Annotated in this window: 11 protein-coding genes and 1 pseudogene; 6 read left to right on the top strand and 6 right to left on the bottom strand. The window is 68.6% G+C overall.

The window, feature by feature from the left end; translation table 11 throughout:
- Positions 1–94 precede the first annotated feature (94 nt).
- Entirely contained in the window at positions 95–979 is an 885-nt protein-coding gene (locus tag FPZ47_RS23430) for a universal stress protein (protein WP_144951725.1), read from the top strand.
- A gap of 213 nt (positions 980–1,192) precedes the next feature.
- On the opposite strand, the gene FPZ47_RS23425 is transcribed toward FPZ47_RS23430, so the two are convergent.
- The 3 genes from FPZ47_RS23425 to FPZ47_RS23415 form a co-directional block, all read right to left on the bottom strand.
- The gene (locus FPZ47_RS23425) at positions 1,193–1,582 is read right to left on the bottom strand and encodes a type II toxin-antitoxin system VapC family toxin (protein ID WP_144951726.1); all 390 of its coding nucleotides are present in this window, start codon (positions 1,580–1,582) and stop codon (positions 1,193–1,195) included.
- Complete coding sequence (locus FPZ47_RS23420; protein ID WP_144951728.1) at positions 1,579–1,806, bottom strand: FitA-like ribbon-helix-helix domain-containing protein; 228 nt, start codon at positions 1,804–1,806, stop codon at positions 1,579–1,581. Before FPZ47_RS23420 ends, FPZ47_RS23425 begins: the two co-directional genes overlap by 4 nt.
- Positions 1,807–1,904: 98 nt before the next feature.
- The gene (locus FPZ47_RS23415) at positions 1,905–2,174 is read right to left on the bottom strand and encodes a TetR family transcriptional regulator C-terminal domain-containing protein (RefSeq protein ID WP_144951731.1); all 270 of its coding nucleotides are present in this window, start codon (positions 2,172–2,174) and stop codon (positions 1,905–1,907) included.
- A 313-nt stretch (positions 2,175–2,487) separates the two neighbouring features.
- Here FPZ47_RS23415 and FPZ47_RS23410 point away from each other — a divergent pair, with 313 nt between their 5' ends.
- Both FPZ47_RS23410 and FPZ47_RS23405 read left to right on the top strand, forming a co-directional pair.
- Entirely contained in the window at positions 2,488–4,458 is a 1,971-nt protein-coding gene (locus FPZ47_RS23410; RefSeq protein ID WP_144951733.1) for a primary-amine oxidase, read from the top strand.
- Positions 4,459–4,463: 5 nt separating this feature from the next.
- Positions 4,464–5,909 (top strand): gamma-aminobutyraldehyde dehydrogenase, encoded by a 1,446-nt coding sequence (locus FPZ47_RS23405; RefSeq protein WP_144951755.1) that lies wholly within the window; start codon positions 4,464–4,466, stop codon positions 5,907–5,909.
- Here the strand turns inward: FPZ47_RS23405 and FPZ47_RS23400 are convergent.
- Entirely contained in the window at positions 5,899–7,200 is a 1,302-nt protein-coding gene (locus FPZ47_RS23400) for an acyltransferase family protein (RefSeq protein ID WP_144951735.1), read from the bottom strand. The two genes, FPZ47_RS23405 and FPZ47_RS23400, sit on opposite strands and share 11 nt — an antisense overlap.
- Before the next feature lie 121 nt (positions 7,201–7,321).
- Between FPZ47_RS23400 and FPZ47_RS23395 the strand changes: the two genes are divergently transcribed.
- Positions 7,322–8,293, top strand: coding sequence for an aldo/keto reductase (locus FPZ47_RS23395; RefSeq protein ID WP_144951737.1), 972 nt, complete (start codon positions 7,322–7,324; stop codon positions 8,291–8,293).
- Positions 8,294–8,554: 261 nt separating this feature from the next.
- Positions 8,555–9,583: a DUF732 domain-containing protein gene (locus FPZ47_RS23390; RefSeq protein WP_144951739.1), complete on the top strand. Its 1,029-nt coding sequence runs from the start codon at positions 8,555–8,557 to the stop codon at positions 9,581–9,583.
- Positions 9,584–10,058: 475 nt separating this feature from the next.
- Here FPZ47_RS23390 and FPZ47_RS23375 read toward each other — a convergent pair whose 3' ends face one another.
- Together FPZ47_RS23375 and FPZ47_RS23370 are read right to left on the bottom strand one after the other, a co-directional pair.
- Positions 10,059–11,153 (bottom strand): NAD-dependent epimerase/dehydratase family protein, encoded by a 1,095-nt coding sequence (locus FPZ47_RS23375; RefSeq protein WP_144951741.1) that lies wholly within the window; start codon positions 11,151–11,153, stop codon positions 10,059–10,061.
- 2 nt (positions 11,154–11,155) lie between these two features.
- Complete coding sequence (locus FPZ47_RS23370) at positions 11,156–11,686, bottom strand: nuclear transport factor 2 family protein (RefSeq protein WP_144951743.1); 531 nt, start codon at positions 11,684–11,686, stop codon at positions 11,156–11,158.
- 343 nt (positions 11,687–12,029) lie between these two features.
- Between FPZ47_RS23370 and hchA the strand changes: the two are divergent.
- Positions 12,030–12,770: pseudogene (hchA, locus tag FPZ47_RS23365) on the top strand (glyoxalase III HchA); the annotation flags it as partial.
- Positions 12,771–12,902: the final 132 nt, after the last annotated feature.

The raw sequence follows: 12,902 nt of genomic DNA, 5'->3' as shown, positions 1-12,902 counted from the left end.
CCCCCCCCCCCGCCCCCCCCCCGGTTGGGGACTAAAGCCTCACGACCGGGGGCCCCGTCGCCGATAACGTCCCTCCTGACGGAGGGAGTACAAAATGACAGCACTCAAACAGCCCGGCGTGGTGGTCGCCACGGACGGCTCGGCGGCGTCCAACGTCGCCGTCGCGTGGGCGGCCCGTGACGCGGCGATGCGAAACGTTCCCCTGACGATCGTCCACGCCGTGGTCACCCCCACCGCGAGCTGGCCGCCGATGCCCTACCCCGATTCCCTGGCGGTGCGGCTGGAAGACGACGGCAAGAAGGCGATCATGCACGCGGTCAAGATCGCCGAAGACGCGATGCCGCCCGACCGCAAGCTCCCCATCGGCAGGGAGCTGGTGTTCGCGACCCCGGCGGCGACCCTGATCACGATGTCCGCGCGGGCGGAGATGGTCGTGGTGGGCAGCTCCGGACGTGGGCTGCTGGCCCGCGGCGTGATCGGTTCGGTCAGTTCGACGGTCGCGCGGCAGGCCAGTTGCCCGGTCGCCGTGATCCACGATGGAGAACTGCCGCGCCCGGACGCCCCGGTTCTGGTGGGAATCGACGGTTCGCCGGCTTCCGAACTGGCCACGGCGATCGCGTTCGACGAGGCCTCACGCCGCGGGGTGGGCCTGGTGGCCCTGCACGCATGGAGCGACCTCATGGTCGGCGATCTCGGGGAATCGGGTCTGCCCGAACTGCTGGAGGAGGCCGAACGCGGTCTCGCCGAGCGGCTCGCCGGCTGGCAGGAACGCTATCCCGATGTCGCGGTGCGCCGAATGGTCGTGCGCGACCGGCCGGCTCATGAGCTCATCGAAAAGGCCGATGCGGCGCAGCTTGTCGTCGTGGGCAGTCACGGCCGGGGCGGATTGGCGGGCATGGTGCTGGGCTCGGTCAGCAACGCGGTGCTGCACTCCGTGCGGGTACCGGTGATCGTCGCCAGGGCGTCCGTCGCGGACTGAAAAAACTACCCGCGCAAGACATTCGGGGTCCACGCGCACAGCGCGCCGCCGCCGCGCAACCACGCCTCGGGCGCGCCGCCGGATTCGGTGACCACGATGGCGACCCCGCGCCGGCGCCTGCTACCGGACCTCGTGGCGCGGCGGATGCTGACCGGCCCGGGGCTGCCGGACCCGGGCCGAGCAGGGCGATGGGCGCACGCTGGGTGGCGATGATCAAGCGATGAGTTCTATCTCCGCGTCATGGCCATGAGATTGGGCGAGTCGCCCGTCGCAAGTGATGAGCGGCGCAGCCAGGCCCTCAGCGAGCGCGACGTACATGGCGTCGGCTACGGTATGGGTTCTGCGCAGTTGGTAGGCGCGCTGGACGAACGGCTTTGTAGGCCAACGCCGTAGCGGCAGGCATCGGAAGTCGGCAACAGCCACGAGCCCTTCGTGATCGCTGATAAGCCGGCGCACGACCGCTCGACGGATGGCACCGATCACCTCGACGTCGAAGTGGGCGGGGGCGTGCACTGCCTCACCGCGCAGGCGCCGGGCCACCGCCGCCCCCGGCGGCGTCGCGAGGACAAGTTCGACAGCCGCCGAGGCATCCAACACGATCACTCGGATCGAGCTTCGTCAACCAATTCAACCGCCGCCACGCCGAGGTCCCGGCGTGGCAACGCCGCGAGGCGATCGAGAACCTCGTCGAGAGTTGGTTCTTCAGCGATTTCTCCCAGTCGGGCAAGCAGGAAATCGCTGAGGCTCATCCGGTGCGCCGCTGCCCGGGCCTTCAGCTCGTGGACGAGCCCCTCGGGGACGTTCCTAATCTGAACCATGGTCGACATGCTCTAAGCATAGCAGACATGCGGATAACATACAGTCCGTTTCGTGCTTCAAAGAGGGGACCTTAACGACGGCTGAGCAAACGTGCATAGGTGGTTCCTCATCGGGTGCGTAACCCCGCAATCGCAAGTGCCTCGAGGTTGCGGTAGAGCGGGTCGAGGTCGAGCGTGGGATCGATGAGCGCCTGGTAGGCGATGCCCCTGACCGCGCCGATCAGCACCGTCACGACCGCGCGCGGATCGACGTCGGCGCGAATCTCTTCGGCGTCCCGGCCCGCGGCGATCCAGCCTTTGCACAAGTCGCGGAGATGGGTGTGCAGCTCCGCGAAGCGGACCCGCGAATCGCCGAACGGGCCGATGGCGTCGAACATCAGGACGTCGAACAGGCGCAGCCGTGTGGTGTCCGCTTCGAGATATTTGGTGGCCGCGGCCGCTCGGTAGCGAATTTCTCAACGACCATCCTCCTGTCGAAGTTAGGGCAGCCTACCCGTATGGTCTCGCAAATCGCCGGAGTGGTCGTGGAATTCGGCGCCCGGCCGGTTTGCCGGCCAGGTTGGTCACGCCCGTTGCGGCGCAAGCCGTTTCGTCCGGAGGTGGGCCGGCCGACGCCGCGGCGAGGCGGCTGTGGTCGGCCCGCATCGCGGCGAAGGGGTGGAGGCCTGCACAGGTGGGTAGAGACAAGCTATGACCGACGCCCTGATCCACACCTTCCATCCGCTCGACCCGCTCACCGAGGACGAGTTCGCGCAGGCGGCCGCAGTCGTGCGCCGGGACAAGTCGGTCGACGACCGCTGGCGGTTCGCCTCGATCGCGCTGGAGGAGCCGAGCAAGCCCGGGGTCGCCGCGTTCGAGGACACCGGTGTCGTGCCCGACCGACGGGCAGCGGTCGTGTGCTTCGACCGCGACACCAACACGACGTTCAAGGCGCTCGTCTCGCTGACCGACGATGCGGTGGTGGCGTGGGACCACGTGCCCGGCGTCCAACCCAACATCACGGTCGACGAGTTCTACGAGGCGAACGAGGCCATGCGCCGCGATCCGCGCGTCGCGGCCGCGCTGCACCGCCGCGGCATCACCGACGTGGGGAACGTGTTCGCCGACATCTGGGCCTACGGTGACGTCCTGATCCCGGAGGACTATCGCGGTCTCCGGCTTGCGTGGTCGGACACCTGGCTCACGGCGCCGGGCGGTGCGAACCGTTACGCCCATCAGCTCAGGGGTTTCCACTGCATTATCGACCTGAACTCCATGGAGGTGCTCGACATCGAGGAAGGGGAGCCGCTGGAGTTGCCGGAGGTGATGGGCGAGTACCTGCCGCAGCACCTTCCCCGGCGCCTGCTCGACTCCAGCGCCCGAGAACCGTTGCGGCCATTGAAGATCACTCAGCCCGACGGCCCTTCGTTCAGGCTCACCGGAAACCGGCTGGAATGGCAGAACTGGTCCCTGCGAATCGGTTTCAACTGGCGCGAAGGAATGACGCTGCACACCGTCACCTACAACGACCACGGGCGGGTCCGCCCGATCGCCCACCGGATGTCGTTCGCGGAGATGACGGTGCCCTACCGTGACCAGTCCGACGACCACTACCGGCGGACGGCCTTCGACATCGGCGAGTGGGGCCTGGGGTTCATGACGACCTCCCTGGAACTGGGTTGCGACTGCCTGGGCGAGATCCGTTACCTCGACGCGGCCCTGCACGACAGCAAGGGCCGGCCGTATGCCATCAAGAACGCCATCTGCATCCACGAGGAGGACGACGCGGTGCTGTGGAAGCACGTCGATCATGAGACCGGCGCCGAGGTGCGGCGCGCGCGCCGGCTCACGGTGTCGTTCCACGTGACCGTGGCCAACTACGAATACCTCGTCTACTGGCGCTTCTACCAGGACGGCAGCATCCAGAGCGAGCTTCGGGCAACGGGATTGATCCTGACCACCCACCTGTACCCCGGTGAAAAGGCCTCCCGGGGGGCATTGGTGGACAACCGCACCTACGCGCCCTACCACCAGCATTTCCTCACCGCCCGGCTCGACCTCGACGTCGACGGCCCCGAGAACACCGTCTACGCCGGCGAATCCGTGCCGGTCCCGATGGGGCCGGACAACCCCTACGGATTGTCGTTGCAGCAGACGGAGACTCCGCTGCGCACCGAACAAGAGGGCAAGCAGGACTACTGCTGGGAGACGCAGCGGGCGTGGCGGGTGGTCAACGACAACGTCACCAACGGCCTGGGCACCCACCCCTCCTACAAGCTGGTGCCTGGCGGGGCGATCCCGGCCATGTTCGATCGCGAATCGCCGGTCCTGCAGCGCGCCGGAGTCATCGGCCACACCGTGTGGGTCACTCCGAACCGTCCCGACGAGCGTTGGCCGGCGGGGGAGTTCGTGAACCAGAGCGGGCCCGGTCTCGGCCTGCCCCGCTGGACCGCGGCCGACCGCCCCATCCAGAACACCGACGTGGTGCTCTGGTACACCTTCGGGATCCACCACATCACCCGTCCGGAGGACTGGCCGATCATGCCGGTCGACACGGTGTCGTTCTGGCTCAAGCCTGTCGGGTTCTTCGATCGCACGCCGGCGTTGGACGTCGCGCCCACCCCGGCAACCGACTGCCACCACGACGGCGGGGACGCCCGACACCGCAAAACACGGAGGTGACGCACGTGTCGGAGAAGAAGCTCTTCCACAACATCATCGGTGGCGAGGTCCGGGCCCCGGCCGACGGGAGGCTGATGGACATCGTCAACCCCGCCACGGGGGAAACCTATGCCGCGGCGCCGAATTCGTCGGCCGAAGACGTCGACCGGGCGTTCAGGGCGGCGGCACGGGCATTCGAGTCGTGGCGCTGGAGCACCCCCGGGGACCGGCAGCGGGCCCTGCTGGAACTCGCCGACACCATCGAGGAGAACGCCGAGGACCTCGTGGCGGTCGAAAGCGAGAACACCGGCAAGCCGATCGGGTTGACGACCTCGGAGGAGATTCCGCAGGTGCTCGACCACCTGCGGTTTTTCGCGGGCGCCGCGCGTGTCCTCGAAGGCCGTGCCCAGGCCGAGTACATGCCGGGGTACACCTCGTCGGTGCGCCGCGAACCCGTCGGCCCGGTCGCGCAGGTGGCGCCGTGGAACTACCCGATGTTGATGTTGGTGTGGAAGTTCGCGCCCGCGCTGGCCGCCGGCTGCACCACGGTGCTCAAACCGTCGGACACCACGCCGGCGTCGGCGTTCTGGATCGTGGAGAAGATGCAGGAGATCTTTCCGCCCGGGGTCTGCAACCTGGTCTGCGGCGACCGCGACACCGGTGCGGAACTCGTCGCGCACCCGGTGCCGCAGATGGTGTCGATCACCGGATCCGTCGGGGCCGGGATGGCGGTGGCGGCCAGCGCGGCCAAGGACCTCAAACGCGCGCATCTGGAGCTCGGCGGCAATGCACCGGTGGTCGTCTTCGACGACGCCGACATCGCGGCCACCGTGCGCGGCCTCACCGAGGCGGGCTATTTCAACGCCGGGCAGGATTGCACCGCGGCCACGCGCATGATCATCGGCGACGGCATCTACGACGAGTTCCTGGCGGCCATGTCGGACGCGGTGGGCGAGATCAAGACCGGCTACGACCCGGCCGACGAGGACATCCTGTACGGCCCGATCAACAACGCAAACCAGCTCGAGAAGGTCTCCGGCCTGGTCTCGGGCGCGCCGGCGCATGCCCGGCTGCTCACCGGCGGCCGCCGCAAGGACGGCGCCGGCTTCTTCTACGAACCCACCCTGATCGCCGACTTGCACCAGGACGACGAGCTGGTCGCGACCGAGATCTTCGGACCGGTCATGACCGCGCAGCGGTTCGGCGACGAACGGCAGGCCGTCGCCATGGCCAACGGCACCGAATACGGGCTCGCGTCATCGGTGTGGACCCGCAACGCCGACACCGCGGCGCGGATGGCGGCGCAGCTGGACTTCGGCTGCGTGTGGATCAACGCCCACATCCCGCTGGTGGCCGAGATGCCACACGGCGGCTTCAAGCACTCCGGGTACGGCAAGGACCTGTCCCTGTACGGGCTGGAGGATTACACCCGCATCAAGCACGTGATGCACCATCACGGGTTCACGGGCTGAGCCGGGGATCCGCGGGACGAAACATCACCAGGATCAGCCCGGCCGCGAACACCACCGCGGTCGCCCACGGGAAGCGCCCGTCCGGAGCGAAGCCGTCGGCGGCCAGGTACTCGAGGCTGTAGACCGCCATCGCGGCGCCGGCCAACGTGACCGCCTCGCCCCAGCGGTGGGGGAGCCGGACCCCGAAAGTGGGCAGCGGGGCACCGAAAATGCGCCGCTGCCAACCCAACACGACCATCTCCGCGCCGGTCATTACCGTCAGGACGACGACCCACTCGAGTCGGGCCAGCCACCACGCCGCAGATCCCTCGACCGGTTGGGGCAACAGTCCGGCCGGGTAGGCGACGACCGCGACGATCACGGCCGGGATCATGTGCCACAGGTAGAGCGCCATCACGTTGGTGTTGGCGACCGACAGCGCGCGCCGCACCCAGCCGGCGCGCAGCGCCCGGTTGACCGCAGGGGCGAGCGCGATCGCCAGCCCGGCCTCGGTGCACCCGAACGCCAGCATCGCCGCGTTCGGCGGCGTCGTGTTCTCGATGGCCTGGCCGGGAACGCCGATCATGCTCACCGGATATCCGCCCCGCCAGATCAGCAGCGCCAGCGCGACCGCCGACCCGGTCGCCAGCAGCAGCGGCCTGAGCCCGCCCAGCAGGCCCCCGTGCCACGCGATTCCGAGCTGATAGAGCAGCCCCCAGCAGAACACGTAGTTCAGCCATCCGAGGTAGGGGACATGGCCGTGCACCGATGCGGCGTCCAATGCGATGACTCCGATCGCCAGCGCCGCCGCAACCCCGAGACCCCAACGTCCCTGCGCGGCAACCGCGATGGGCGTCAGCGACACCACAACCAGGTAGATGGCGAGAAACCACAGGTGCATGGCCGCCGCCCAGCCCGCGTAATCGAGCAGGGAGCCCGACACGCCGAGGAACTCCGCAACGGCCACGGCGACCCACACGGGCGCGACGTACGCCGCCGTCGGCCCGAGCACGCGGGCCAGCCGATGCCGGGTCCACGCGTGGCGGGAGAAGTCGTCGCCGGCGCGCCGACGCGTCCAGGAGATCCCACCGGCGTAGCCGGCGACCAGGAAGAACACCGGAACGGCCTGGAAGATCCAGGTCAACCACTGGGTCCACGGCAGATCGAGCAGCGGATTCTGCCGACCGAATCGTCCGCCGTGGTACGTCACCGAACCGGCCAGCCAATGTCCCAGCACGATCAGCACCACGCCGGAGACCCGGTAGAAGTCGACCGCGAGATTGCGCGCCTGCCCCGTGGTGGCGCCGTCCATCAGTTCGCCGAAAGGTCCATGCGGTGCACGCGGGCCACGGTACCCGCGCCGTGGCCCGAAGTCGCCCACGGCACAATGACTCCATGAGAGAAGATGACTCCATGAGACAAGGGCGAGTTTCATGAAGCAGGCCCACCTCGGCCGCCTCGATGTCGGACGCGTCGGCCTGGGCGCGATGGGCATGTCCGTGGCCTACGCGGGCGCGGGCGGCGACGACGCGGAGTCCGTCCGCACCATCCACCGCGCCATCGACCTCGGCGTCACGCTGATCGACACCGCCGAGGTGTACGGCCCCTACGTCAACGAAGAGCTGGTCGCGCGCGCCCTGCGGGGCCGGCGGGATCGGGTCGTGCTGGCGACCAAGTTCGGCCTGCTGTCCCACACCGGTCGGGACGGCCTGGACAGCAGCCCCGCCAATATCCGTATCGCCGTGGATGGTTCGCTCACGCGGCTGGCGACCGACCACATCGACCTCTGCTATCAGCACCGGCTGGACCGGGGCACCCCGATCGAGGAGACGGTCGGGGCGTTGTCCGAGCTGGTGGCAGCCGGGAAGATCCGGTACGTCGGGCTGTCCGAGGTCGGGGTGAACACCATCCGCCGGGCACACGCCGTGCACCCCGTCACGGCCGTGCAGTCGGAGTACTCGCTGTGGACCCGGGACCCCGAGGACGGGGTGCTGCCGGTGCTGCGGGAGCTCGGGATCGGCTTCGTCGCCTACTCGCCGTTGGGCCGCGGCTTCCTCACCGGTGCCATCCGCTCCGCCGGGGAACTTCCCGACACCGACTACCGCAAGACCAATCCGCGATTCGCCGAGGAGAACTTCCCCCACAACCTCAGCAGCGCGGACGAGCTGCGCGACATCAGCGCCGATGTCGGCGCCACCCCGGCTCAGGTCGCCCTGGCCTGGTTGCTGGCGAAGGGCTCCGACATCGTTCCCATCCCCGGAACCAAACGCGTTGCGCGCGTTGAGGAGAACGTGGGTGCCGACGCCCTCGAGCTCAGCCCCGGGCAGCTGGCCAGGCTGGACCGTCTCACCCCGCCCGCCGGGGGCCACCACGCCGAGGCGCAAATGGCCTGGATCGACCGCTAGCAGCTAGTGGCCGGCCCGACGAAGCGGGTGATCGGGGCCAGCGGGCTGCTCTGCGCCGCGCCGCAGCCACGACGGCCTTGTCGGGGCGTTGCCCTCGTCGTGCAGCAGCATGCGCACCCCGACCCGACCCGTCCCGTCGGGCCGCCACGTGCAGATGTATGACCAGAGGGCTTTCATCGGGACTTTCGGCCCTCGTGATCGGCGCTTCGACGCCGAAACATAGATGCAAATCTCAACCCCAGATCCTGGCGAGGACCACACATGCCCGATCCAGAAGGCCGTGAACGCAACGTCACCGCATCGGGCAGCGGCCCTCGCGGGTTCGCACCGGGCTACCTGCCGAATGTGATCGCGGCGATCGCCGCGAGCGTGGGCATCGTCGTCGGCAGCGTCGGCCCCTGGGCGAGTCCCGCTTCGGGCTCGGCGAACGGTGCCACAGTCGGCGTCTGGTGGCAGGGACGAACCACCTTCGCCCTCGCGGCCGTGGCCGGCATCGCGTTGTTCACCGTGCTGCACCGCGCGAGGACCGGGTCCGGCGCGCGGTGGCTGCCCGCCCTGGCATGGGTCGCCCCGGCCGCCGGTCTTGGGTCCCTTCTCATCGCGATGGTCAACATCTCCGCCATGACATCGACCGGCCGCCGACCGGGCGGCCTTCACGTCGGCTGGGGGTTGTGGCTGGTCGCCATCTCGGCCGTGGTGCTGTGCGCCCTGGCGTCTGTGGCCGCCGCGCAGGCCGGCCCGGTGACCGAGGGCTTCCGGGCAGTGCTGCGGACCGCGATCGCCATCCCGGTGGTGATACTGCTGGGCGTCGGCCTGTATTTCCCGATCCGGTGGGCCGCGGTGAACCCGCAGCCGGGGCGGGACCCGCAACCGGCGATCGGCGCGTCGGCGCCGCTGCCTGCACCGGCCACCGCCGCACCCCAAGCCCCCGAAGTCGTCGAGGTGCGGCAGCTGTGGCTGACCGCCCTGCAGAAGCATCACCCGGTCCAGGATTTCTTGGCCGCCGCGCAAGCGGCCGGCGTCACCGGGCTGGAGCCGGCGGTGCTGAACAACGGTTACCGGGTGTGCGGGGAACTCTGGAACGGCGGCTACGACGGTGTCCAGGCGGCCGTGGACCTGCAGAAGCGTTATCCGACACTGACCCTCAAACAAGCGGCTCAATTCGTTCTCGCCGCGGCTGAGAATTTGTGCCCAACGAGTGCGTATTCCGGTGTCTACAACTGGTGGGAATCCGGCGGTAGCGCCGGTGCCGGTGGTGGTGGCGGTGCCGCCGGCGGCGGAGGCGGATGACCGCTGGACTGGCACGACCTCACCACATCGAAGATCGCCGGTGGCCTCGGTACGCCACGCGCTGATTAAACGTCCGAAAGCCATGTCGACATAAGTGGCGCTGCTTCCGGGTTTCATCACATCGTGAACCCCATCGGGGGGATATCCGGTGCTGCTGAGCGGCACCGAACCTCCTTCGGGCCAACGCAATTCGGCGTGAGCGACCTTGCCGTTGGGACCCACCCACGACGAGGGCTTCGGTTGAAACCGTGCACATCGGCAAGAAATCGGATCGCGGCCGGGCGCCGTCGTAGCGCAGGGCAGGCCAAACGTTAGGGCCGACGCCGCACGGTTCCCGTTCGCCTATGCCGGAGTGCGGATGGCCGAGTTGATGTCGCCGCTGGACCACGGCAAGGCCGAACGCGAACTCGGCTGGAAACCCGAACCCGTCGAAGAGTCCATTCCGCAAGGCCGCCAGGTTCTTCCCGTCGCGGCGCTAATCCGGGGTGGCGAGCGCCCCGGGACCGTACTTCTTCGCGATCAGCGCCCACGGATCGGCGTAGGGGCCCCGCCCCTCGAGGCGGCGCTGCATCAGCAGGGTGGCCAGCACGAGCGGCCGCAGCAGCGGGCTCAACGCCCGCGCGACGATGCGCCTGCGGCCCTGGGATTTCGCGATCCAGTCCAGGGTCTGGTGCCAGTCGTGCTCCTGGAAGTCGAGCAGCGCCTGCGTCTCGGTGGTGTCGTACCAGCCGGTGAAGCTCCACCCGCGGTCGTCGTTGGGATCGCCGGGCAGGCTGGCCGCGGGGCCCAGCCGGCCCAGGCCGGCGGCGGCCATCATGTCGTCCTGCAGGTCGCGCTGCAGCATCACATACGATTCGTCGCCGCCGATGAGCAGCACTTTGCCGGCGATGGTGGCCGCTCGGTCGACGCCGTTGGCGAATGCCAGGCCCACGTCGCGGGCGTCCACCATGTGGATTCGGTTGTCACCGGGCATCGAACGCAGGAGCGCCAGGTAGTCGCCGTTGATGCTGCCCTGGGTGTCCGGTGACGCGACGCCGGCGAGCCGGAACAGCGCATACGGCAGGCCGCTGGCGCGGATCGCCGCCTCGGCCAGCACCTTGTCCTGGCCGTACTGGTCGATGGGATTCACCGGGGTGTCGGGGGTGATGCGTTCCGGGCGGCGATACGGGTTGCGCGACCCGTAGACCGCGGCGCTGGAGGCCATCAGGAACAGCGGCTTGTGGGGCAGCTCGGCCGCCGCCGCCAGGAGGTTCTCGGTGCCGCCGACGTTGACTTTTCTGGCCACGGCGGGGTTGCGGTACGACGGCGGCGAGACGATCGCCGCGAGGTGGATAATCGCTGCGGGCCGATGGGTTGCGACGAGTTCGCGCACCGCGGCCGGATCCAGGAGATCGACGTAGGCCGGTATCAGCGTACCGGCGCGGGCGGACAGCTCCCGTTGGGCGGCAACGGTTTTGTCGGTACGCAGATCCATCGCGACGACGGTGTGGCCGCGGTCGAGCAGGATTTCGGTGCATCGCTTGCCGATCTGCCCGAACGCGCCGGTGACGAGCACGGTGGTGGCGGCCACGGTCACCGCCCCGTCAGCCGGCCGGCGACCCTGGCGATCGCCCGGCGAATCCCGGGGGAGACGTAGACCGAGACGACCGGGGTGGTGATGTCCTCGCGGAGCCGGGTCAGCTTGGAGCTCTTGATGAGCCACTGTCCGTCGACGCGTTCGTAGGTCTCGTGGTAGTGGCCGTAGCCGACCAGCGACACCCCGGGCGCGAGTCGCACGACGTCTTGCAGCGCCCACACCCCGCGGGCCGTCGTCGCGGACGCGAGCTCGATCTCGGGCGCGTGCACCTGGTGTGCGGTGGCCTGCGCCGGGCGGCCGAGGGTTCTGCGCAGGAATGCCACGAAGTCGTCGGCGCCGACGATCACCTTGCCGCCCGCCTCGGCGGTGTCGCTGACGAAGTCATCGGTGAAGATCGTGCGCCACGCCGCCCAGTCCTTGGCGTCCAGGTGGCGACAGTAGCGGGCCTTGAGCTGCTTGATGGCCTCGATCGCCAGCAGGGTGGCGGTGTCGTCGGCGGCCATCAGGGTGGGTGCGCCTTCTGTCATTGCGGCTCGATTCCGGTCGATCTGCGGGCTGGGCGTGACATTTTCTCCGTGAAGTGTAAACCTGTCTCGCTGGGCGGCGGAGTCGGTCGCGGAATTCCGGAGCAGGTCCGCGGCCCGGCCGGCCGAGCACCTGCCGCGCCTCGACCCGGAGAAGGCCAGGCGCCGGTGCCTGGCCCGCACCGACTGGGACGTGCCCAAGCGCGAGGGCCTGACGATGTTCTTGCTGCCGCTGCGGCATCCCGGTGTGACGATCAACCGTACCGAGCAGGTGCGGCGGTAACGACGTTCGTGACGCCGCGCAAATCCGCGTTTACGGAAAACGTCGAGCGGGCAGTCCCCGCAGATGGCGCGCAGTGCAGAGAATCTGAGCAAGGACCCCAGGCCCGACGAGGCGGAAGACAACGCGTTCTTTCCTTCCGCGTATTCGCTGAACGAGTACACGTCGCCCAAGACCGACTTCGCCGGTGTAGAGCACCCGGGCGGATACACCGGGGGCAAGTGGAAAGTGCTCATGATCGCGACCGAGGAGCGCTACGTGCTGATGGAGAACGGTACGATGTTTTCCACCGGCAACCATCCCGTCGAGACACTGCTTCCGTTGCACCACTTGAGGGAAACCGGCTTCGACGTCGAGATCGCCACCATCTGCGGCTACCCGGCCAAGCTGGAGCTGTGGGCGATGCCGCGCGAAGACGAGGCGGTGCTGTCCACCTACGAGGCCCTCAAGCCGAAGCTCAAAGAGCCCAAGAGGCTTTCGGACGTCGTCGAGCACGAGCTGGGCCCGGATTCGCCCTACCTTGCCGTCTTCATCCCGGGCGGCCACGGCGCGGTGGTGGGACTCCCCGACAGCAGTTCGGTGGGGCGCGCGCTGCGCTGGGCCCTGGACAACGACAGGTTCATCATCACGCTGTGTCACGGCCCGGCCGCGTTGCTGGCCACCGCCCTGGACGGGGATGAATCACCGTTCAAGGGTTACTCGGTGTGCGTCTTCCCCGACGCGCTCGATGAGGGGCCCAACATCGAAATCGGCTACCTGCCGGGTCATCTGCCCTGGCTCGTCGGTGATCTGCTGGGCAAGCAGGGGTTCCGAGCAGTTGGCGGAATACTGAGTGATAGTGAGCGTACGAACGTTCTAGTGCGTATGCTGCTGGTGTGAATTTGACGGAGTGGGCGCGGGCTCAGGGTGTTCATCCGCAGACGGCGTACCGGTGGTTTC

It is taken from the genome of Mycobacterium helveticum (assembly GCF_007714205.1).
GTDB lineage: Bacteria > Actinomycetota > Actinomycetes > Mycobacteriales > Mycobacteriaceae > Mycobacterium > Mycobacterium helveticum.
This window is presented reverse-complemented; position numbering and strand designations above follow the sequence as displayed.